Genomic DNA, 23,711 nt, shown 5'->3' on the forward strand with positions numbered 1-23,711 from the left:
TTTTTAATTATGAATAAGAAATATTTTAAAACAAATTATATCATGATTGCATTTGCATTATTATTTGCATTTGTATCATGTACCGATGATTTGGATACCCTACCTCTGGATGAGGATATTAAAACCGGAGAGAATGTATTAACAGATGCCAACTCTTATAAGCAGCTTCTTGCTAAATGTTATGCAGGTTTAGTTTTAGGAGGTCAAACCGGTGTGGATGGTGATCCTGATATCAGCAGTATTAATGGTGGATTTTCGTCTTACTTAAGATTACTTTGGAACCACCAGGAACTTCCAACCGATGAAGCTATTTGTGCATGGAATGATGGTAACTTAAGAGATTTACACGATCAGGACTGGAATAGTTCAAATGAGTTTGTTACAGCAATGTATTATCGTATTACGCTTCAAATAGCATATTGTAATAACCTGATTAAACTAACTGCTGGTCAATCAGAGTATAAGGCTTTTAGTGATGAGGCCAGAGCTTTAAGAGCTTTAAGTTATTACCATTTGCTAGATATGTTTGGCCGTGGTCCATTTGTTACCGAAGATGATGAAATAGGTTCATTTTTCTTTCCTGAAATGGCTACACAACAACAATTATTTAACTATATCGAATCTGAACTTACTGATATTGAATCAGAATTAGCAGATCCGGGTACAAATGAATATGGTAGAGCAGACAAAGGTTTAGCCTGGGCTATACTTGCAAAACTATATTTAAATGCTGAAGTTTATATTGGAACTTCAAAATATACTGAAGCAATTACTTATTGTAACAAAATTATTGATGGTGGATACTCTCTTGAAGCAAATTATGAAGACTTGTTCCTTGCAGATAATCACCTTAGAACTAATGAGATTATTTTTCCTATCACATCGGATGGAAACAGTACTCAAACCTGGGGTGGAATGACATTCATCATCCATTCAACAGTAGGAGGAGATATGCCAGCAAGTGAGTCCGGAATTGATGGTGGATGGGGTGGTAACAGAACCACAAAAGCATTTGTAAATCTTTTCCCTGATGTTACAGGAACTGATATGCGAGGAATGTTTTTCACAGAAGGTCAGGAGTACGAAATTGGAGATATCTTCAATTTTAGACATGGATATGCGCTTCGTAAGTTCAAAAATATTACTTCTACAGGTGAAGTTGGTTCAAACCTTTCATTTCCTGATACTGATTTCCCTCTTTTCCGCTTAGCTGATTTCTATTTAATGTATGCAGAAGCAGTATTAAGAGGTGGAACTGGTGGTGATGTTTCTACAGCAGTTGGATACATAAATGAATTACGAGAAAGAGCATACGGAGATGATTCAGGAAATATTGATGAAGCTGATTTAACTCTTGATTTTATCCTTGACGAAAGAGGACGTGAACTTTATTGGGAATGTCATAGAAGAACTGATTTAGTTCGTTTCGGAAAATTAACAGGAGGTGATTATGTATGGCCTTGGAAAGGTGCTGTTGTAGATGGTCAATCAACAGGAGCAAAATACAATGTATTCCCTATTCCTTCGTCGGATATTAATGCTAATCCAAATCTATCAAATATCACAGGTTATTAATAGATTAAAAAAAGATGTAATATGAAAAACATAAAATATATATTAATATTACTCTTCGCTGTAAGTATTTTTTCGTGCGAAGATGATGATATTTTGAAGTTGAATGACTCAAAGTATACACCAGCTACTAATATAAATGGGTTTGGATCAACTTTAGCCATATCAAAAGCTACAAAAGCTGAAGAAATTCAAATAACGTATACTCCTGCTTCATACGGAGTGGATCTGGTTGTAACAAATACACTTCAATTTTCAGCAACATCTGATTTTTCAAGTCCAGTTACTTTTGATGTTGATGCTGCTAATAATGCTTTTACATTTTCTGTTGGAGCCCTTAATGAATTATTAACAGAATCACTGCTTTTACCTGTTGATGAGGAAGCTGATGTATATGCAAGAGTGGTTACTAATTCTTTAGATGGAGTTGAAACATTATATTCTTCAGTTGTAAACTTCAAAACTACTCCTTATTTAGATATTTTATTTGCGCCAAATACGCTTTATTTATTTGGAGATGGTGTTGGTCGAATTGCTCAGAATAATAAGCTTAGACTTAACAAAGTTCATAGTGAACCAGATGATAATTGGATAATTGTTTGGATGGAAGCTACAGGAACATTTAAGATTTGTTCTGATGTTGATTTTAAAGGCGTTATGGGAAAAGTTGGAGATCCTGCTGGAGGTGAGTATTCTATTGCTACAGCTGACAACGGTGGCGAAGATATTCCTGTTCCTGGAACTGCCGGATATTACACTGTGGGTGTTGATTTAGCAAATAATAAGTTATTGATAGAACCTGCTAACGTTTATATATGTGGAGATAACGTTGGTGCCTGGCCAACAGATTCTGATATTGACGAGAATAAATTTCAGCTTGATGCAGAGAATAAGACGATGTATTTAACTAAGAGTTTATTAGGTGGTGAACTAAGACTTCATGTCACTCACCCATATATTTCTGCAGCAGACTGGTGGCATGCTGAGTTTATTTTCCTTGATGGCAAAATTGAATACAGAGAGGCTGGAGATGATCAGGAAAGGTTTAGTATTAATGGTGGTACACAGACTATAGAACTTGACTTTATTAATCAAACTGGTAAAATCAAATAGAAATGAAGAATCTAAAATATTTATTTATATCACTGTTGGCTGTTCTTTTTATCGCTTGTGAAGACGATTTTGAGAAGCCAAGTATAACTGAGCCAGTTCAAGGAACTGCACCAGTTCTTGAAGAATTATCAGCAGAAATAGATGTTGCTCTTGCTAAAAAGAATGAGAATGAAACTGTTGTTGATTTAAGTTGGTCTGCAGCAACCTATGCTGATCCTATTGGAGTAAGATACTATGTACAGGTTGATGCAGCAGGTAATGGATTTGCAAATGCCTTGGAGTTCGATAGAGTTTCAGCCACTACAAAATCAATTAAAGTAGGTGAATTAAATACATTAATTGCAGATAGATATGCCCCTGCAGTGCCGGTTGAACTTGATTTACGAATCAAAGCTTCTTCAAACGAGGATCTTGATGATCTTTATTCAGGATCGGTTACAATTACAGTAACTCCTTACTTGGATGTGGCAGTTCCAACCGAATTGTATATATATGGATCTGCAACCGCTTCAGCAGAAGTAACAGATGGTCTAGCAGCGTATGGTGCAGATGATGTATTTACAAAGTATTTAAAACTCACAAAAGATGGTGTATTCCAATTTTCTGATGTAAAAGAAAGCAGTGGTTTTGATTATAACGTTGGTAAATTTGCTACACTTTCAGATAATATTGTTGCTGCCGGAGATGAAGCTGGCAACTTCAAATTCACGGGAGAAACAGGTTGGTATGTTGTTACTGCTGATTTTGTTAATAGTAATTTAACTATTGAAGCTTATGATAGTTATGTTAGTGACTATCCAAATATTTACCTTGTTGGTGATTATAATGCTGTTGATCCTGCTTGGAGTCCTGGAACAGCACCAGAAATGACTCGTAAATCAGAAGGTGTTTATTCAATTGAAGTGCCTCTTAAAGATGGAGCTGCATTTAAATTTATAAATCAGCAAAATTGGGACGGCTTGGATTGGGCAGATGCGGATTCTGAAGGAAACTCTGGAATACTAGCTCCAAAAGGTAAGAATAACGATATTAAATTTGATGGAGCAGATGCTGAGTATACTATAACATTAGATCTTAACAAAGGAATATACACCATTGAGGCTGTTCCTGTATTCCCAACAGCAATGTACATGATCGGTAGTTTTGTTGGCTGGAGCTGGGATAATGCTGTTGAAATGATTCCTGTTCACAGTAACCCTCACCTTTTCTGGAAAATTGTATGGTTTGATGCAGGTTCAGAATTGAAATTTAATTCAGCAAAAGCCTGGGATGGTGGTGAGTTTGGAAAAACAGGAGATAATGGTGACGCTGAAGGAGTATGGAGTCGAGGAGGTGATAATATTCCAATAGCAACTGAAGGATATAAAATGGTAGTTGTGAATTTGTTAACAAATACTATTCAAATTACAGATCCTGCAGTTTATGGTATGGGTACTGCCTTTGGAGACTGGACTACAGGAGTATTCACTTTCTCTCCTGATCCAGCAGATGCTAAGATACTTGTTTCTCCGGCAGCAGTAGCTGATGATAATGCAAGGATGTATGTTACAGCAACAACGTTAACTAATGCAGATGGCAATGTTGTAGATTGGTGGCAGGCTGAGTTTAATGTTTATCCTGGAGGTATTGAATACAGAGGTACAGGTAATGATCAGGCTGCAGCTCCTATTTTGACGGGCCAACAAGTTAAATTGAACTTTAGTACTGAGACAGGAGTATTCGAATAACCAATAAAACAATTTTTTATATGAAGCCGCCCTTAGTGGCGGCTTTTTAATTTGTAAAAACAATACTCATGAAATCTATCTACTTATTTTTGATAATTGTTCTTATAACAAGTGCTTGTAACCCTACTTCGCAAAAAGCCAGCACAAAATCTAATCAAATTACTACCCCTCCAACCTGGGCTAAAAATGTCATTTGGTATCAAATTTTTGTAGAAAGATTTAGTAACGGAGATACCCTAAATGATCCTACCCCAGAAACAATTTATAGCTCATCTAATTTTATAAAGACCCCAGAAAACTGGAGTGTTACACCATGGACGCAACAATGGTATAAAGAGGAAACCTGGACTGACCAAACAGCTCAGGATTTTTACAGTAACCTTCAACTTCGTCGTTATGGGGGCGATTTGCAAGGCGTATTAAACAAACTTGACTATCTAAAAGATTTAGGCATAACTGCCATTTATTTTAATCCCCTAAATGATGCGCCATCATTACATAAATATGATGCCAGAAACTACAGACATATCGATGTCAATTTTGGACCAGATCCAACAGGGGATATAGAAATTATAAAAAGTGAAAATCCAGTGGATCCTTCAACCTGGAAATGGACTGCAGCAGATAAAATGTTTCTAAAAGTAATTGAAGAAGCACATCAAAGAAATATTAAAGTGGTACTGGATTATTCCTGGAATCATACGGGTGTAGAGTTTTGGGCTTGGCAGGATATTGTAAAAAATCAGGATAAATCACCTTATAAGGATTGGTATATCATTAACTCTTTTGATGATCCCAATACTCCTGAAAACGAATTTAAATACGAAGGCTGGTTGAATATTCAAAGTTTACCTGCACTAAAAAAGATAAATGCACCTAAAGATCATCAACCGGGTCACCCTTACGAAGGCGATCTGCATCCAGATGTAAAGAAACATATTTTTGCAGTTACAAAAAGGTGGTTATCACCTGATGGAGATACTTCAAAAGGACTGGATGGATATCGTTTAGATGTTGCTGATCATATACCAATGGGATTTTGGAGAGACTATCGCAATTTTGTTAAGTCAGTTAATCCCGAAGCTTATTTGGTAGGTGAAATCTGGTGGGAAGAATGGCCTGATACATTTATGAATCCGGTTCCTTATGTAAGTGGAGATGTATTTGATGCAGTTATGTTTTATCAGATATACCGTCCGGCAAGATACTTTTTTGCAAAGACCGATTTTGAAATTGATGCCGCACAGTTTGTGGATAGTTTAAAATTTCAATGGAACAGACTTAGTGATGAAACAGCTCAAGCAATGATGGATGTGGCAGCAACGCATGATTCACCGCGGCTACTTACATCATTTGCCAACAAAAACAAGTATAAGTATAATGCCAATTCAAGAGCAGACTCTACATATATTACCAGTAAGCCTGATGCTGAAACCTATGAGCGCTTAAAGCTTTATTTAATGCATCAGTTTACAAATGTTGGAGCACCTCATATCTGGAATGGAGATGAAATGGGAATGTGGGGTGGAGACGATCCGGATTGTCGTAAACCTCTTTGGTGGCCTGAATTTGACTTTGAACCAGAAAATGTTAATAGCACACTAGATAAACCTCAAGAGTTTGTAGAAGTAGGGTTTAATAAAGATCTGAATAAATACTATAAACAATTATGTGCCATTAGAAACAACAACTTAGATGTTTTGTCTTCAGGAAATATAGATTTTGTGACAGCTAATGGCAAAATACTGGCATATACAAGGTCTTTTCAAGATGAGGAAATATTAGTGGTGTTAAATGCAGGAGATCATCCTTATGAATATGAATTACCATCAGGTGAAAAATATATGGATCTACTTACAAATGAAGAAATAAGCTCCAGTAATATATTATTGAATGCTATATCAGGTAAAATATTAAAAAGAATATAAAGATTAAGATATGAACAGGAATAGATTGTATTTACTAATAATGTTTTGCTTTTCGGTTATGTTTGTTACTGCTCAGGTAACTACTAATCCAAGTCCTCCATACGATGATCAATCTGTCACCATTACATTTAATGCTGCAGAAGGAAGTCAGGGGTTAATGGGTTACACTGGAGATGTTTATGCACATACCGGAGTTATCACTGATCAAAGTACATCAACCTCTGATTGGAAATATGTAAAATCAGACTGGGGTGTTAATATTGAGGCCTGTAAATTAACCAGCTTAGGAAATGATGTTTTTACACTTGAATTATCACCTTCGATAAGAGAATTTTACGGAGTTCCGGCAGGTGAAAAAATTGAGAAGCTGGCTTTTGTTTTTCGATCTTCGGATAGTAGTTTGGAGGGAAAAACGAGTGCAGGAGGAGATATTTTTGTGGATGTGAGCACGAATGATCTTACCGTAACAATTAATGCACCAGGTGAAAATTCTATTTATGCAGAAGGTGCTTCTGTACCTATTGAAGTAAGTGCTACAAATGCTACTGGAATTACGATTTATGTAAATGATGTTGAAACAGAATCTGTGAGTGCCAGTTCTTTATCAAGTACAATTACAGCAGGAACTTCTGGTAGTTATACGATCAAAGCAGAAGCCACAGATGGTAGTGCTACCGTTTCTGATGAAATAACATTTTTTGTTAGGGGGGATGTTGTAGAGGAAACAATGCCTGCGAATTTAAAAAGAGGAGTAAATGTAAATGAGGATCAAAGTGTAACATTTGTTTTGTTTGCGCCGGATAAAGAGTTTGTACATTTAGTAGGTAGCTTTAACAATTGGCAAATTTCCAATGATTATCAGATGAAGAAAGATGGCGATTATTTTTGGTTGACGCTTAATTCTCTTGATGCCAATACGGAATATGCTTTTCAGTTTTTTATTGATGGAAATGTTCGTATCGCAGATCCATATACCAATAAAACATTAGATCCTTTGGATCAATATATTACTGAAGATATCTATCCGGGATTAATGGCTTATCCTTATGACATGACTTCAGAAATAGCCTCTACTTTTATTATAAATAAAGAAGAATATAACTGGCAAGTATCTGATTTTTCCAGTCCTGAAGTAACAAAAATGGTTGTTTATGAATTACATATCAGAGATTTTACGGCTAATGGAGATATCAAAACAGTAACTGATTCTATTGAGTATTTTAAAGAGTTAGGTGTAAATGCCATTGAGTTAATGCCTTTTAACGAGTTTGAAGGAAACGATAGTTGGGGATATAATCCATCGTTTTATTTTGCAACGGATAAAGCATACGGAACAGAAAATGATTACAAAGAATTTATAGATGCCTGCCATCAAAATGGTATTGCTGTATTAATGGATATGGTGTTAAATCACTCATTTGGTCAGTCACCATTTGCTCGTATGTACTTAGATGGAGGAAAACCGGCAGCAAATAATCCTTGGTATAATCGGGATCATAACATGCTAAATCCGGATGCACAATGGGGATATGATTTTAATCACGAAAGTGCAGATACTCAGGAATTGGTAGATAGTATTTGCTCATTTTGGTTGAGTGAATTTAATTTGGATGGATTTAGATTCGATTTCACTAAAGGGTTTACCAATACGTCATATCCTGCAGATTCCTGGGCCAGTAATTTTGATCAAAGCAGAATAGATATTTTAACACGAATGGCAGATGAAATATGGTCTGTAAAATCTGATGCAATAGTGGCTTTTGAACATCTTTCAGATAATTCAGAAGAAAGGATTTTAGCCAATCATGGTATTCTGCTTTGGGGTAATCATAACCATAATTTTAATCAGGCAACTATGGGCTTTGATGATTCTGATTTTGTATGGGCTTCATATAAAGAACGTGGTTGGAATGATCCTCATATCATTAACTATATGGAGAGTCATGATGAGGAACGTATCATGTACAAAAATGAGCAATACGGAAATTCATCAGGAGATTATTACGTTACAGATATTGCAACAGCTTTGGATAGAACTGAGGCGGCAGCTGCCTTTTTAATATCAATTCCAGGACCTAAAATGATCTGGCAGTTTGGTGAGTTAGGGTATGATTATAGCATTAATACCTGTGAAGATTTATCTGTAAGTAATGATTGTCGCTTAAGTAGAAAGCCTATAAAATGGGAATATTACGAAGATGAGAACCGTAAAGATTTATTTGATATTTATAGCCGGATGATCAACTTAAAAAAGACAGAACCGGTATTTTCATCAACTGATTTTTCAATGAGTGTAGCTTCCAAAACTAAGCTTATTGCGCTAAACTTAACGGACTCAGATGTAAGGTTGATAGGTAATTTTGATGTGGTATCACAATCGATTAAGCCAAATTTTAATTCAACAGGTTACTGGTACAGCTATTTCGATGGAGATAGTGTGAATGTTAGTAATATGGATATGCCTTATACTTTAGATCCGGGACAATTTATTCTATTTAGTAAGAAGAAATTGAATGGCTTTATACCTCATACATCCATTGGGGATCCAACTTATTTTAAAGATGCTAATATTGCTCCAAATCCTGCATCGGATAAGGTAAATATATTAACTGGCTCAAAACCATTACGAAGAATCAAAGTAACATCAATAACCGGAGCATTAATGTTTGAAACAAGAGTTGATGCATCCAATCCTCAAATTGATATAAGTCCATTTCCCAAAGGCATCTATCTGATCCATTTAATTGGAGATAATGATGGATATAGAGTGTTTAAGTTGCTCAAAAAGTAGGTACATTTTAAAAGAGAGCGTGTTGAAAAAACGACATGCTCTCTTTTTTGTCTAATAATAAATGTTGAGCAGCATTATCAACACTTCGAAACAAATATTAAAGACATAGAAACCTATCTGAAGAACTACGAAGCCAATTTGAAGAACTACGAAGGCAAATTGAAGGACATAGAAGACCAATTGAAAGAGATAGGTGAATACCCGAAAGAGATAGAATAGCATTATTAACGATTCGAAGAGGTATGGAAGAAAATAGAATGTATTTCCAAAGACTTCGAAGTGTATTTTAATAACATAGATGGTTATTAGAAGGAGATTGAATAGGATATAATGTTAGTAGTTTGAATTATAGAATTGATCAAGAATTTTTTAATTTCAATGAATATATAATGAATCAAAATAAACACTGGTTTGTATTTACAATAGTATTAATTCTAATGTCGCACATGACAAATATAGATGCAAAAAATAAGAGTGTAATTAAAAAACTGGAGCCATCGAGTTGGTGGGTTGGGATGAAAGATCCTCACTTACAACTTATGATCTATGGAAATGATCTTTCAAAATATGATGTTTCCATTGATTATAAAGGTGTTTCTATACAACAGGTACATAAAGTTGAAAATCCCAATTATCAATTTATTGATTTATTAATCTCAGATGAGGCCAAAGCTGGAACTTTTCAAATTCAACTGAAATCAGGAAATAAAGTCATTGAATCAATTGACTATGTTTTAAATGAAAGAGATGAGGGTTCAGCAAACAGAAAAGGCTTTAATTCTGAGGATGCTATGTATCTGATTATGCCTGATCGTTTTGCCAATGGAAATCCAGACAATGATTCGCTTCCTGAAATGACAGAAAAAGCGAACCGCAAAAAGGATTATGGCAGGCATGGTGGTGACTTAAAAGGTATATCAGATCATTTGGATTATATTCAGGAAATGGGATATACTGCCATCTGGTTAAATCCTGTTTTAGAAAACAACCAGCCAAGATCATCTTATCATGGTTATGCCATCACCGATTTCTATCAGATAGATGCACGTTTGGGTTCTAATGAAGAATTTAAAGCGCTGACTCAAGACTGTCAGAAGCGAGGGATAAAAATGATTATGGATATGGTATTTAACCATTGTGGAAGTGCACACTGGTGGATGGAAGATTTACCTATGCATGACTGGATTAATCAATGGGATGAATTTACACGTTCCAATTACCGCTTATCAACCATTTCTGATCCATATGTTTCAAAATATGATAAAGACCTTTCTGTAAAAGGATGGTTTGATACTACTATGCCAGATTTGAATTTGGAGAATAAGTTTATGCTTACCTACATGATTCAAAACAGCATTTGGTGGATAGAATATGCTGGCTTGGGAGGCATAAGAATGGACACTTATCCTTATCCTGATAAAAATGGAATGGCTCAATGGACCCAACGTATTTTAAATGAATATCCTGATTTTAATATTGTGGGAGAGTCATGGATCACAGAAGCCTCAAAGTTATGTTACTGGCAAAAAGATTTCCCAAACAGAGATGGCTATAATTCTTACTTGCCAAGTTTAATGGATTTTCCTATGCAGGATGCCATTAAAAATGCGTTTAACGAGGAAGATAGTTGGGGAAAAGGAATGGAACGATTGTACAATACACTTGCCGATGATCATTTATATCCAAACCCATTAAATATGGTTGTATTCCCGGATAATCACGATGAGGGTAGGATATTACACAGTTTAAATAACGATGTTGAAAAACTGAAAATGGCTTTAGCTTATTCTGCCACAACAAGAGGAATTCTGCAGATATATTATGGTACAGAATTGTTAATGAATGGTGATGGTTTAAAAGGACATGCTAATATTAGAAAAGATTTTCCAGGAGGTTGGCCTAAAGATAGCATCAATGCCTTTGTAAAAGAGGGACGAACAGCTGAGCAAAATCAAGTATTCAACTATATTAAAAAGTTGTTAAACTTCCGAAAACAATCAGAAGCTTTAAAATTTGGACAAACATTGCATTTTATCCCTGAAGGTGGTATTTATGTGTATTTCCGTTATACAGATAATGAATGTGTAATGGTTATTTTAAATAATAACAACAGTGCTAAAAAATTGGATACATCGCGCTTCTCTGAAAAATTACAAGAATATTCAGAAGGGACTAATGTTATAACAGGAAGAGCAATTAGCAACCTTAATCTAATTAATATCAAAGCTAAATCAGCATTGGTAATTCAATTAAAATAAGAACTTATTCTTCAGTTTGACACTCTTTGCAATAGATTTCTTTGATGTCATCAAATCTTAAATTTTGAAAATCATAATTGATCCACGAGCACCATCTTTTTTTATTAAATGAATATGCTCGTTGGGTCGTTTTAATGTTATCACTCTCGCTTAATTTGTGAGGGTAGGCCATACATGTTTGTGCCAATAAGAATGCCGCATCTTCCGTAAAATCCTTTTGATACATTCGTTTAAAAAGATGTTCTATTGTTAAATCAAAACGACTCCACCTGTTGAAAAATAAGCATAGAGCAACATCATCCTCAATATTAAGCTCTATATTATTAAAGTACGATTCAATATAGTTAAATGACTTCATCATTCCATATTGATCATTAATCTGACCATAATAATCCATAGCAGTTAAATGATAATTTAAAATCAATTGATTGTAGTTGTTATCTCCTTCAAAACTCTTAATGATTTCGTTTACAATGTTAGGTGGTATAATCTTCAAAAACACATCAGTACTTAAATCCCATTCATCGAGTATATTTGATATCACGTTGCAGTACAATACGCTTAAATTATATTTTGTTTCTGCGTCAAGTGTTTCTGCTTGCGTTAGCCAGTGTTGCAGAAAACGAACACTCTTTTCTGTATTAAAAAAGAAGCAATTACAGAGTAATGCACTTGAATTTTGGACTAACTCTTTATGAATTAATATTTCATTGAAAATATAAGGTGTGAACAAAGGTAATCCGGATAGGTCTTCTTCATACATTTTAGCCATTGCATTGCTCGCAATATTCCAGTTTTTAGCATTTATGGCAGTATAAAGATTTTGTTCGTAATAGCTACTGTCTTTTAAATTTAAAAGTCCTTCGTATTCAATAGTGGCATGAGAACGTCGCTGAATATAAAGTAACGAATCCCAGTTGTGGATGGTGTCGGCAACAACAAAATCCCGAATCAAATTTCTTTCTAGTTTAGCAATAGAATCTAAGCCTAATAATTTCAATTGAAAATACATTTCATCCCAATTTTCGTTGGAATGGATCGTTGCCGGAATATTTATGCCCTGCTTAAGTTTTTTTGCAATGGAAGATTTAATAATAGCAGCTCTTTTATTTTGCAAAGTGATATTTCTTAATGAATCTCCTTCTATAGAACTATAACTGTTTATGGTAATGCTCTTAAGCTTACCTTTTGTATCGTCAAGTTTTATTGGTGTTACAGGAATGCATTCATCTCTTTCAAAATCAAAAAAATAGGTTTTACTATAAACAATTCCTTTTTTGTAAAAAGGATTATTCTTCATTTCCTTAATTTTTAAAGGAACGTCTATTAAAGAATAACTTGCAGAAGGAACTAATGCAGGAACAGCGTAGTCACATACTTTTCCGTCTTTAATGTATATTAAACTGGGTTTAATGTTTTCACCCTGAAAGCTGGAAGGTACTTTTCCCAGGGTTGTAATTAATCGGTGAATGTTTTGAGCCTCATTATTACTAAATATGTCATTGGTGTATTTTGGTTTAAGCATAATACCATCATAAATATCAGACATGTCAAGAATATTTGCCCCATCGCAAATAAATTGAGATCGGGTTACTACATCAATGGCAATTCCATCCTTTTCATTTTTAATGATCTTTTTTAACAGGTCTTTATTATGAAAATACATTCTTATTTCATTGTCGTAAATTTGAAAAGAATTACCCAAATGAGTAATAATGTTTCTTTTATCTGCTAAATATTCATCACATCCGCTTTTATTGGATTTAATACCAAAGGCATTTTCCGAAAGTTGATTTTTTATTCGTATACCCTTTGTTCCAAAAACATTAGTGGCATATATTTTTTTATCCTGACTACTTGAAAAACTAAAGCCTGTTAATACATAATCCGGATGTATCATATTCTTAAAATGTTCAGGTGAATTCTTCCATCCTTGAAACATTTCTTCAGCAATAACTTCAAGATCTTTTTGTTTAAGAGACTTTTTTTTACTTGGCGTAACCAATATGTTTTCACCAACAAGTTTAAAATCCTTCGAAAATTTAGCAACTCTTAAAAATGGAGTCCGGTATTTTTTTAAACGCTGTCTGTGAGTAAGCCTGTTCGCTCTGCCCATATAATTAGATTGAAGTTCTGCGGCTAAATTTAAAGTACTGTCAATAATTAAAGTTCCGGCATTATTCTCCACTCTTAATAAATTGATTTTGGTTAAAATGAGGTCGGAGAGAACCTTGGTTTCTTTTGTTTTTAGTGATTGGCTATAAGATAATGTAGAGAGTAAAAGAAAGAATATAATTAAGCGATATTTCATATTTTTAGTACTTGAGTCAGATTGTATTTTAGGAAAAAAGAATGATTTTATATTAAAGTGCTTAAGAATAATACAATACAAATCTAATTATTCAGATTTATAATCAATAACTTTTTATGTATTTTAAATTAATCGCTATTTTTAAGTTCTAAAATCTTATTGAAATTAACAGACTCCAATATTAATAATTAACGTATTATTAATATTTGGAAATTAAATAATTACCCTAACAAAATAACCTAATGACAAGAAAAGAACATCTTGAATTTTGTAGAAGATGCTTAAATCGAAAGTTAGATACTAAACGAGGTTTAGTATGTAAATTAACCGGCGAAATTGCTGACTTTGAAGAAAAATGTGAAAACTTACAGATTGATCATTCAGTTCAAATTACTCCAAAGGAAGATATTCCTCCATTACCACATCAAATTCCCAAGGTTATAAAAAATGAAGATCTTGTAAAACTAAAAGAGCATCAGGATTTTTATTATGCCATAGTTGGTGGTGCCCTGGCAAGTATTGTTGGTGCCATTTTATGGGCTTTGATAACAGTTAGTACCAATACACAAATTGGTTATATGGCTATTGGTATTGGTATTATTGTAGGATTTGCTATTCGTTATTTTGGAGCCGGAGTGGATAAGAAATTTGGATTGCTAGGAGGTTTATTTTCGCTGTTTGGATGTGTTCTGGGAAACTTTTTTAGTCAGATCGGTTTTATTGCTACCGCTGAATCAATGAGCTATCTGAGTGTTTTTTCGTATCTGAATGTTGATTTGATTAAAGAACTGATGTTTGGTTCTTTTCATCCAATGGATGTATTGTTTTATGGTATTGCCATTTATGAAGGTTATAAATTTTCATTCCGTCAATTATCACCAATACAATTGGATCAATTGGTAAAAGGAAAATATGATGGAACACCTGTTTATCAAAAGCTGAGAATGCCTTTGGCAACCGTGTCAACAGTAATAGTACTTGTTTTTACTTATTTTATCTTGTCAGGATATTCAGGACATAAGTTTTATAAGTACGAAACAGGAGAAATGATGTCGGAGGGAGAGGTCAAAAATAATAAAGAGGAAGGACTTTGGACTTATTATTATAAAGATGGGACAAAGCAAGCTGAAGGAAATTTTGAAAAAGGAAAGGCTGTTGGAAGTTGGAAATGGTATTATGATAATGGAGAACTACAAAAAACAGGTACTTATAAAAACGGCATGGAACATGGAGTTTGGATCAATTACTATCCCACCGGAACAATGGCTGATTCTGCAGGTTATGTATCTTCAAGGTTAGATGGCTATTATAAACAATGGTCGCCGGAAGGACAACTTATGCAGGAAGGCAACTATATCCGTAATAAGCAGGTTGGAATTTGGAATTCATATTATGTAAACGGAAATGTTGCAGCAAAGGGTGAATATAAAGATGGAGAAGTTAGAGGGAATTGGAATTATTACTATAGTAATGGAAAACCATCATCCGAAGTTTTTGTAGATACAGCAGGCACCGTAAGTTATAACAATGTATGGGATATTGATGGAAAATCAATAGTTGTTAATGGTAATGGAACTAGCAAAGCCTTTAATGAAAACGGGAACTTGATGGAAATAGGTGAAGTTAAAGATGGTAGACCTATTGGCGTATGGAAGCAGTTTTATGAAAATGGAACTCTAAAACAGGAATATACTTTTGAAAATAAGCTTACTCGAATATTAAACTTCTACGATGTTGACGGAACCTATATGGTTAAAGATGGACAAGGTAGTATTGAGAGTCATTTCCCTGGAACTGATATTATTTCAGAGGTGGGAGAGATAAAAGCAGGTGTTAGAGAAGGAGAGTGGTTACAGTATTATACTGATGGGAAACAAATTTTTCAAAAGGTAATATATAAGGGAGGATTACCGGATGGTATTCAGGTAACTTACTTTCAATCAGGTCAGGTAGCTACTTCAGGTGAGATGAAAGACGGAAAACAAATAGGAGAATGGACCTGGTACTATGAAAATGGAATGGTTTCTTCATCAGTTACATATATTGATGGAGAGAAAGAAGGTGTGCAAAAATTGTATGATGAGTTAGGTACTTTATGTAAAGAGGAGAAATTTGATCATGGCAAATTGATTAGTGAAGAATACATTTAAAAATGATTAGGGGTAAAAGTTATATTTACCCCTATTTTTTAGATATCAACATTTAATTTCCTTATAAGTAGCTTCTTTTGAGTAACAAAACTTATCTAAAACAGCGTCAATTATATTTAGCTTAATAGGTTTTGAAATAAAATCATCGCAACCGGAATTAAAGGCTCTCTTGCGATCTTCTTCCGTAGAATAAGCTGTTTGTACAATTATAGCAATGTTTGGATGATTTTCTTTTATGATTTTTGTGGCTTCATAACCATCCATAACAGGCATTTTTATATCCATAAATACTACATCAATATCTGGATGACTATTGCATAAGTCAACAGCTTCCTTGCCATTGTTGGCTTGAAGAATTTCCACCTCAGTTTTGGCAATTTTATTAATGACTGTATTGAGGTAAAAAAGATTAATTTCTTCATCTTCTGTAATCAAAACCTTTAGTTTGGGTTTTAATTTATTTATGCTATTTTTTGAGTCTGTAGTTTTGTTGCAATCTGCAGATGCTTCAGGAGCCACATAGGGAAGCACTAATCTAAAAGTTGATCCTTTACCTTTTTCTGATTCAACTAAAATTCGTGCATTTATTAATAGAGCATTTTCCTGAGCTATAGATAATCCTAGTCCTAATCCATCAACTTTATTTGAAATCTCTTTTTCTTCCTGAGAAAACCTTTCGAATATGTTTTCCAGATTTTCTTTGTTGATGCCAACACCAGTATCTTTAATATAAATCACTAACTGGCTGTCGAACTGTTTATATCCAAACTCAATATGTCCTTCGGTAGTGAATTTAAAGGCATTATCCAGTAAATTTTTAAGTATCGTATAAAGCTTTGGTTTATCTGTTGTAATAATGATATCCTGATGATCAGAAAACTCATTTTTGTACGAAAACTTAAGATTTTGATTTTGGGCAACAGGATTAAATTTTGCAAATAACTCAGAACATAATTCATTAAGATGAACACAATCATTTTCAACTTTTACTTGTTTTGTAACAAGTTCAGATATCGCTAATATATTGTCAATGATTTGAAGTAGCTTGATTGAACTCCGTTTAATGATTTGAATAAACTTTTGTTTCTCACTTTCGCATATTTCTGGTTTTTCCAGTAATGATGAAAATCCTATAATGCCATTCATTGGAGTTCTTATTTCATGCGACATATTATAAATGAACTCCGTTTTTAACCGATCGCTTTCTTCCGCTTTTTTCTTGGCTATTTCCAGTTCATGTTTTTGTCTTTCGTTTTCTTCTTCAAGTTCATATACCCTTAAGGCATCACTAATAATATCCAATAAAGCACCTTCATCCCAGGGTTTTTGAACGTATTGAAAAACGCGGGCTTTGTTAATGGCATCTTCAACGGCATCAATATCTGAGTATCCGGTAATTAATATTCTGTTGACTTTAGGGAATTTTTGGAAAGAATATTTCAACAAATCAACCCCTGTCATTTCAGGCATTCTTTGATCACTAAGAATTAAATCAATATGATTGTTTTCCATGATCTCTATTCCTTCTTTTGCAGAGGAGGCCAAAAAAATATTAAAGTTCCGTCTATAGGTATCTTTGAAAATTCTTAAGTTGCTTTGTTCGTCATCAACATATAAAAGATTAAATTTTCGCATTGCTTTTTACTTTTAGGTTTGATTTCGTTTTTACATTTTTAAAATAAAATGATATTAATAGATAAGTGGTATTCAGCTTAAAGCTTGAATCATAGTTTCTTTTAGCTTATTATAATTCCATGGCTTGCTGATAAATTTAGAAAGGTGAAAATTTTTAAATGCTTTTTCTATTTCTCCATCATCAGCATAACCAGAAAGTATTAATCTGTTTGGAGGAATACTGTCATATTTTTCGGTGATTTCTTTGAGTAGTTCAACACCAGTCATTTCAGGCATGCGTTGGTCTGTAATTACAAGATCAACCATTGTTGATTCCAGAAGTTTGAGGGCATCGTAACCAGATTCAGCCAGATATACATCGAAATCTCGTCGGAAAGAATCTTTGAAAATTCTTAAGTTACTTTTTTCGTCATCAACGTATAAAACTTTTTTTCTCATTATTTTAAAGAGTTTCAGTCTGGTTTTACTTAATGGATTATCAAATTTATCAATTTGTTTTGGTATTTAATTCATATTTAACGTTTAATTCAATGGTAACCTAATAATAAATTCACTTCCTGTATCAGGCGCTGAAGAAACGTCTATTGTACCAAAGTGCTCTTCAATAATACCAAAAGTGATAGATAGACCTAACCCGGTTCCTTCTCCAACTGCCTTTGTGGTAAAAAATGGATCAAAAATCCTGGTTTGCATATCTCGTGGAATCCCAATACCGCTGTCTTTAATTGAAATATCAATTGATTCTTCAGTTGCTTTTGTGGCAATCCAAATTGTCCCTTTTTCCTTTATAGCGTCAACCGCATTGGATAATATGTTGAGAAAAGCCTGGTTTATCTTTCCAGGATAGCACAGTAATTGAGGAAGCTCAGGATCATAATTTTTAATAATTTCAATGCGGTCTTTGTATTTGTTTTTGAGTAGTAATAACGAAGTATCCAATCCATTGTTAATATCCAGATTTTCATAGGTGTCTTTATCCATGCGAGTAAAGTTTCTTAGTCCTTTCACTATTTCTGCAGTTCTGTCGGCGCCTAGTTTTATATCTCCGATAATATCTGGAATGGCTTCCATGGCGTCATCAAAATAATTTTCTTCTTTGAGTTTTTGTATATATTCAATCTTTTCTCTTAGATTATCTTTCTCAATATCAATTTTACTTACTTCGTTTATTACTGGTTCAATATCCTCAAAATCGCGTAATAAACTATTGATACCTGCATATACAAAATTTATCGGATTGTTTATCTCGTGGGCGATTCCTGCGGAAAGTACACCTAAAGAGGCCATTTTTTCAGATTGCACTAATTTGTTCTGAATACGTTTGTTTTCCTCCAACGTGGTTTCTAATTCTTCATTTTTATCACCCAGCTCATCCATCATCGACTCTATCAGGTTTTTATTCTTTTTAAGAATATCATATTGCTCTTCAATTTCCGATTTTTGTTTTTTGAGTAGCGCATTTTTCTTTTTCTTATCGCGATAACTGATCAATAATAGAGTAAAGAGAATCAGTGTAACAGTTATACCTACAATAGAAAAAATAACAATATTTTGCTGTGTTTTAATTGTATCATTCTTCTGATACAGAATTTGTTCATTTGCTTTGATTTGTTTTTGCTGTTCTTGTAATATTTTTTTGTTGTTGCTAATTTCATCTTTGTATCTGCTCAACATGTTTTTCGACAGTTGCAGACTGTCATTAAATTGTATAAGCTTTTGTTCTATTTGTATGTAGGCTTGTTCATGATTCTTAATTTGTGATTTGTAATCAGTTATTTCATTGGTGAGTAGATGCCTTTCATTCTTCTGTTTTTCTATAATGTTCTTTTGCGATTGTAACTTTTCTTGCTGATTCGAAATCTCACGCTGGTTATTATCCAGTTCATGACTTAACGCTCCCAGGCTATCCTGAACAATATTCAGCTTAGAGTCAACTGTTTTTAATTGTTGTTGCGAATTTACATACATCTCAGCAAGGTCAATAATATTGCCTCCCATAAGTAAAATCTCGTCGTCGATTTCAATACCCCTGCTATAAATATTCCCTTTATTCATCTCAAACTTTATTTTGTTTTCAGATTCAAAAAGGTTTAGCATAATCATTGTTTTATCGGCGAAATTCTCAGTAACCAGTAATGTCTGATTCTTTTTTGTTTTTCTATAAACTTCGGGGTATAAGTTCGCTTTTTCTGCACTAACAAAAATCAAGCAGGCAGAGTTATAATCATTTACTGCGTAAGGATCAACAGTGAGTTTAATAGGCTTATTTCTGATGGTAGCTTCTTTTTCCATTCTTTTAAATTCAGAAATAATTGCCTTGTCATCGCTTATCACAACAATATGATAAAAGGGTAATTCTGTTTGTTGCGGAGCAGTTGAAAGTTTTGCAAAGTTATAGATATAGGCACCAAGAACATCTTTTTTTTCTATTTGGCTCCAGCCGGTTAAATGAAAAAGTAAGGCTATAAAAAGGATAATAATTCGAGTCATATCAGGTGGTTTTATTGGTGTAATTTATAGATCAGATTTAAGAAAAAGGTTCTGCCAGGTTGTGGATGGTATGCCGGAATTAACCCGGCAGGATTTACATTATTTATATAATCGTAATCTTCAATATTGCCTGAACCAGATTCTCTTCCAACACCATAGTAAGCTTTATCAAATACGTTGTTAATAATCATTTTAGCCATTAAATTCTCATTTAACTTATACGATATTACCCAATTGGCTTTAAAATATGATGGCGCATATCCTTTATGATGGTTTTGCAGCCATGTGTTTGTTTCTGGTGCTTTTCTTTTTCCTACATAGTTGAAACGGAAGTCGGATATGAGCTTTTTGTCGATGAAGGAAATGTTGACTCCTCCGTTAATTTTATGCTTGGCAGTTCTATCTATATCGTAGAACTTATTAGAGTTGGCGTTGTATCCGGTTAAGAAATTGTAATTGCAGAAGAAGCGTATGTTTTTATTGAACTGATATAGCAAGTTATATGAAAAACCTCCAATATCTTTTTGTCCAACATTTTCAAATCGTTCTCCTGATGGCATACTGCTATCAGAAACCTTCCCGATTAAATTATGAATGACAGAATAATAGATGTTCAATTTAGTAGATAATCTTTCGTTGAAGAGAAGGCTAGATAATTCTGTTTCGTAAGTAATGATGTTCTGAGGTTCCAGATTTGAGTTGCCTCTAAATTCACTATGCATTTCAAATATACTTGGTTGCCTGAATGCTCTTCCGTAAATAAATTTGGCTCCAAAGGCTTCTGTTTTATTATAGTCTATAGCAAAGCGAGGATTTAGTATACTTCCGTATTCAGAGTTGTAATCATATCTTAATCCAATAGAGCTTGAAAAAAGATTATTGAATTGATGATCCCATAATGAATACAAAGCAATTTCTTTAACCAGGTAGGTTGGATATTTCTTATATTGATTAATGCCATTACCAGATGAAGCAATATCCCAAGAACTTTCTGTGGAATGATGATTTTCAGGATATTCTCCCAATGAAATAATACGATCACTTTGATTACTTATACTGGTTTTAAAACCAAAAGAAAGATCATTATTAGTATTAAAATCATACAAAAGCTTTTCTTCAAGATAGGTTTGGTGGCTGTATGCTGCATAGTTTTTTCTAAGATCCGGGAATTGATATAAATAATTGAAGCCTCCATCTGGAATTATATTGGTAGCTCTAAATACCAAATCCGATTTTAAGTGAAGTTTTTCATTCAGTTCAGTTTGGTTATTGGCATAAATATTATAATTCCTATAGTGCATTGTGTTTTCATGATCAGTTAAATCATATTCATAAGCCACAACAGCAGATCCATAAGCTCTGGTCATATCTGAAATAAAGAAACCAATTTCATTATTCTTAAAATGTAGTTTGCTTCGGATTGCATAATTTTTATTATGAGTATTGAATCCATTCTGAATATATTTTCCTCCATTGGGATTTAGCAAGTTGGTTTCATAGATGCCTTCATCATCATAATTGGCGATAATGGTATTTGGTTTTCGAATATTATGAAAATAGTTTCCTGGATCGTATCGGTCTTTTCCTTGATCACCTTCTGCATTGTAATAATGAAAGGCTATTGAAAGTTTTGTGTCTTTATTTATGTTTGATCCAAAATAAACTTCAGCACTTTCTGTTGAGTGAGATCCTTTCAATATGTTAGCTTCAATTCCATTGATGTTTTTCTTTGTTATGATATGGATAATTCCGGTAAAGGCTTGTGCTCCATACATTACAGAGCCAGGACCTTGACTGATTTCTATTCGTTCCACATCAATCAGCATATTTTCATAGGTCCATAACAGAGACCAGTTAAAGCTTATGTTATTTTGAATGATGCCATCAACCATAACTAGAATCTCTGGATTGCCGACATCCCCAATTCCTCTGTTCATATTAAAGGTGGGATATTCGCCACCCCCATCGTTAAACATCATAAAATCAAAACCAGGAATATCCTGACAGATGTCCACTAATGTTTTATACCCTCGCTCTTCAATCATTTGATGGGTAATAATGGTAACATTTGAGGGAGCGGATTTTCTTTTTTCAGGTTTAATTGAACCTGTGGTAATGGTTAATTCAGACAGTTCTTTTAAAGAGTAGTGATAAGAAAAGTTTGATTTAGAGTTTTCCTGTGCTTTTATGTATTGAAACGATATCAGTAAGAATGCTAATGTGTATGTAATTTTATTGTTCATTTGTTTAGGATTGAGAGAAAAGGTTTGGATCGGTTTGAATATACTTATTGAGGCAAAACAGCTTTTCAATTCTTATTTCATGCAAAAGTTAGTTATTAATTATCAATTACGAAAAGTGTTTTTAATAAAAAAGTCTGTATTAAGATTACCAACTGCCACCCCAGCAATATAATAACCAATAATACAGACTTTTTCAAAATTCGAGATAAGCAAGACTTATCTCTCGTGTAACCTTTCTTTAGGTGCCAAAGGTTACTATAATAAATGGTCCAGGTTGTAACTTTTTCTTCGTTTATAAAAACTATAAACTCATAATTAAATCTTTTAATTCATCCTTGTTCACACTTTCTTTTTTGTGTTGAGCAAGCAATTTAACTTTAGGTAAAATTTCTTTTCCTTCCTCTGCGCTAATATGTATTCCCATGGTGGCAAGTGCATCCAGAATAGATGCAACACCTGAGTGTTTCCCAATAACAAATTGAGATTCTTTACCCACTTCTGATGGGTGAAAAGCATGGTAGCTCATTGGGTTGTTAAGTAATGAACGACAGTGAATGCCTGATTCATGACTTGTAATCAGTTCTCCGGTTATAGGTTTTGTTTGACTTACCTTTCTGTTTGAAACTTCTTCAACAAACTGGCAGGTTTTGTTAATATTTTTCAGGTTTATACCCAGGTTTTGGTTTAATGAAAATTTAGCAGCAGCAGCAACTTCTTCTAAAGGTGCATTTCCTGCTCTTTCTCCAAGTCCATTAATTGTAACATCGATACTGTTACAACCGGCTTGTAGGGCTGCAATACTGTTTGCAGTTGCCATCCCCAAATCATTGTGTGCATGAAATTCAAGATCAACATCAGGAAATAGAGATCTGTAACTTGAAATCATTTCATGTACAGATAGAGGATTCATAATTCCTACCGTATCGGCAAAGCGTACACGTTTAACACCTAGTAGGGTAGCTTTATTAATATATTCTTGTAAAAATACCGGATTAGCACGAGAAGCATCCTGAGCTCCAATTCCAACAAAGTCAAAATGGTTAGAGGCTAAGCCAAGCATCGTTTCCATTTGTGTAAGAACCCAGTTGTAATCTTTACCAATTGCAGCTAATTGAATATCACTTACCGGAAAAGAAACGCTAATTCTGCGAACTCCAGTTCGTTTTGCAGCCATGATATCAGAAACAGTAGCTCTCGACCAACATAAAGTATCAAAAGAAAAACCTTGTTCCACAATAGTTCTTATATCTTTTTCTTCCTCACGAGAAATAGCAGGAGTACCAATTTCAGCTTCTGTAACTCCTAATTCTTCTAACATCTGAGCAATCTTTATTTTTTCTTCTAATGAGAAAACAACACCAGCAGCTTGCTCGCCGTCACGTAATGTGGTATCAATTAAATATTGCTTCATATTAAATGGTATATAGTATCAGGAATATAACGTATCAAATTCAAGAGTTTTACTCTTGTTGGGAGATGAATTGTCAATAGTT

General features: G+C 33.9%; 13 protein-coding genes. 7 read left to right on the forward strand and 6 right to left on the reverse strand.

Going from position 1 to position 23,711, the window contains the following annotated elements:
• Window positions 1-9: 9 nt before the first annotated feature.
• The 6 genes from OM075_RS04070 (at window position 10) to OM075_RS04095 (ending at window position 11,389) form a co-directional block, all read left to right on the forward strand.
• Window positions 10-1,575, forward strand: coding sequence for a RagB/SusD family nutrient uptake outer membrane protein (locus tag OM075_RS04070; RefSeq protein WP_301189197.1), 1,566 nt, complete (start codon window positions 10-12; stop codon window positions 1,573-1,575).
• A gap of 21 nt (window positions 1,576-1,596) precedes the next feature.
• Window positions 1,597-2,685, forward strand: coding sequence for a SusF/SusE family carbohydrate-binding protein (locus tag OM075_RS04075; protein WP_301189198.1), 1,089 nt, complete (start codon window positions 1,597-1,599; stop codon window positions 2,683-2,685).
• Between the two features lie 2 nt (window positions 2,686-2,687).
• Entirely contained in the window at window positions 2,688-4,412 is a 1,725-nt protein-coding gene (locus OM075_RS04080; protein ID WP_301189199.1) for a SusF/SusE family carbohydrate-binding protein, read from the forward strand.
• Window positions 4,413-4,480: 68 nt separating this feature from the next.
• Entirely contained in the window at window positions 4,481-6,340 is a 1,860-nt protein-coding gene (locus tag OM075_RS04085; RefSeq protein WP_301189200.1) for an alpha-amylase family glycosyl hydrolase, read from the forward strand.
• Window positions 6,341-6,350: 10 nt separating this feature from the next.
• Window positions 6,351-9,131 (forward strand): alpha-amylase family glycosyl hydrolase, encoded by a 2,781-nt coding sequence (locus OM075_RS04090; RefSeq protein WP_301189201.1) that lies wholly within the window; start codon window positions 6,351-6,353, stop codon window positions 9,129-9,131.
• A 389-nt stretch (window positions 9,132-9,520) separates the two neighbouring features.
• Window positions 9,521-11,389: a glycoside hydrolase family 13 protein gene (locus tag OM075_RS04095; protein ID WP_301189202.1), complete on the forward strand. Its 1,869-nt coding sequence runs from the start codon at window positions 9,521-9,523 to the stop codon at window positions 11,387-11,389.
• A gap of 4 nt (window positions 11,390-11,393) precedes the next feature.
• On the opposite strand, the gene OM075_RS04100 is transcribed toward OM075_RS04095, so the two are convergent.
• A complete protein-coding gene (locus OM075_RS04100; RefSeq protein WP_301189203.1) occupies window positions 11,394-13,700 on the reverse strand; it encodes a CAP domain-containing protein in 2,307 nt (768 codons plus the stop codon).
• 242 nt (window positions 13,701-13,942) lie between these two features.
• On the opposite strand from OM075_RS04100, the gene OM075_RS04105 reads away from it, so the two are divergent.
• On the forward strand, window positions 13,943-15,850 hold the full coding sequence (locus OM075_RS04105) for a toxin-antitoxin system YwqK family antitoxin (protein WP_301189204.1): 1,908 nt from the start codon (window positions 13,943-13,945) through the stop codon (window positions 15,848-15,850).
• 45 nt (window positions 15,851-15,895) lie between these two features.
• Here the strand turns inward: OM075_RS04105 and OM075_RS04110 are convergent, their stop codons facing one another.
• From OM075_RS04110 to OM075_RS04130, 5 genes are all read right to left on the reverse strand, one after another.
• The gene (locus tag OM075_RS04110; protein WP_301189205.1) at window positions 15,896-17,485 is read right to left on the reverse strand and encodes a response regulator; all 1,590 of its coding nucleotides are present in this window, start codon (window positions 17,483-17,485) and stop codon (window positions 15,896-15,898) included.
• Between the two features lie 72 nt (window positions 17,486-17,557).
• The gene (locus OM075_RS04115) at window positions 17,558-17,923 is read right to left on the reverse strand and encodes a response regulator (protein ID WP_301189206.1); all 366 of its coding nucleotides are present in this window, start codon (window positions 17,921-17,923) and stop codon (window positions 17,558-17,560) included.
• A gap of 84 nt (window positions 17,924-18,007) precedes the next feature.
• Entirely contained in the window at window positions 18,008-19,975 is a 1,968-nt protein-coding gene (locus OM075_RS04120; protein ID WP_301189207.1) for a YfiR/HmsC family protein, read from the reverse strand.
• A gap of 11 nt (window positions 19,976-19,986) precedes the next feature.
• Window positions 19,987-22,218 carry a TonB-dependent receptor plug domain-containing protein gene (locus OM075_RS04125; RefSeq protein WP_301189208.1) on the reverse strand — a complete coding sequence of 744 codons (2,232 nt, stop codon included), beginning with the start codon at window positions 22,216-22,218 and terminating at the stop codon, window positions 19,987-19,989.
• A 301-nt stretch (window positions 22,219-22,519) separates the two neighbouring features.
• Window positions 22,520-23,629 carry a hydroxymethylglutaryl-CoA lyase-like TIM-barrel protein gene (locus OM075_RS04130; RefSeq protein WP_301189209.1) on the reverse strand — a complete coding sequence of 370 codons (1,110 nt, stop codon included), beginning with the start codon at window positions 23,627-23,629 and terminating at the stop codon, window positions 22,520-22,522.
• Window positions 23,630-23,711 lie beyond the last annotated feature (82 nt).

Source organism: Plebeiibacterium sediminum (assembly GCF_026013605.1).
GTDB classification, from domain to species: domain Bacteria; phylum Bacteroidota; class Bacteroidia; order Bacteroidales; family Marinilabiliaceae; genus Saccharicrinis; species Saccharicrinis sediminus.

Coding starts and splice junctions, on each gene's coding strand:
- OM075_RS04110 (WP_301189205.1), bottom strand. CDS start 17,485: ATGCGAAAATTTAATCTTTTATATGTTGATGACGAACAAAGCAACTTA.
- OM075_RS04125 (WP_301189208.1), bottom strand. CDS start 22,218: ATGAACAATAAAATTACATACACATTAGCATTCTTACTGATATCGTTT.
- OM075_RS04115 (WP_301189206.1), bottom strand. CDS start 17,923: ATGAGAAAAAAAGTTTTATACGTTGATGACGAAAAAAGTAACTTAAGA.
- OM075_RS04085 (WP_301189200.1), top strand. CDS start 4,481: ATGAAATCTATCTACTTATTTTTGATAATTGTTCTTATAACAAGTGCT.
- OM075_RS04095 (WP_301189202.1), top strand. CDS start 9,521: ATGAATCAAAATAAACACTGGTTTGTATTTACAATAGTATTAATTCTA.
- OM075_RS04070 (WP_301189197.1), top strand. CDS start 10: ATGAATAAGAAATATTTTAAAACAAATTATATCATGATTGCATTTGCA.
- OM075_RS04105 (WP_301189204.1), top strand. CDS start 13,943: ATGACAAGAAAAGAACATCTTGAATTTTGTAGAAGATGCTTAAATCGA.
- OM075_RS04075 (WP_301189198.1), top strand. CDS start 1,597: ATGAAAAACATAAAATATATATTAATATTACTCTTCGCTGTAAGTATT.
- OM075_RS04120 (WP_301189207.1), bottom strand. CDS start 19,975: ATGACTCGAATTATTATCCTTTTTATAGCCTTACTTTTTCATTTAACC.
- OM075_RS04090 (WP_301189201.1), top strand. CDS start 6,351: ATGAACAGGAATAGATTGTATTTACTAATAATGTTTTGCTTTTCGGTT.
- OM075_RS04080 (WP_301189199.1), top strand. CDS start 2,688: ATGAAGAATCTAAAATATTTATTTATATCACTGTTGGCTGTTCTTTTT.
- OM075_RS04100 (WP_301189203.1), bottom strand. CDS start 13,700: ATGAAATATCGCTTAATTATATTCTTTCTTTTACTCTCTACATTATCT.
- OM075_RS04130 (WP_301189209.1), bottom strand. CDS start 23,629: ATGAAGCAATATTTAATTGATACCACATTACGTGACGGCGAGCAAGCT.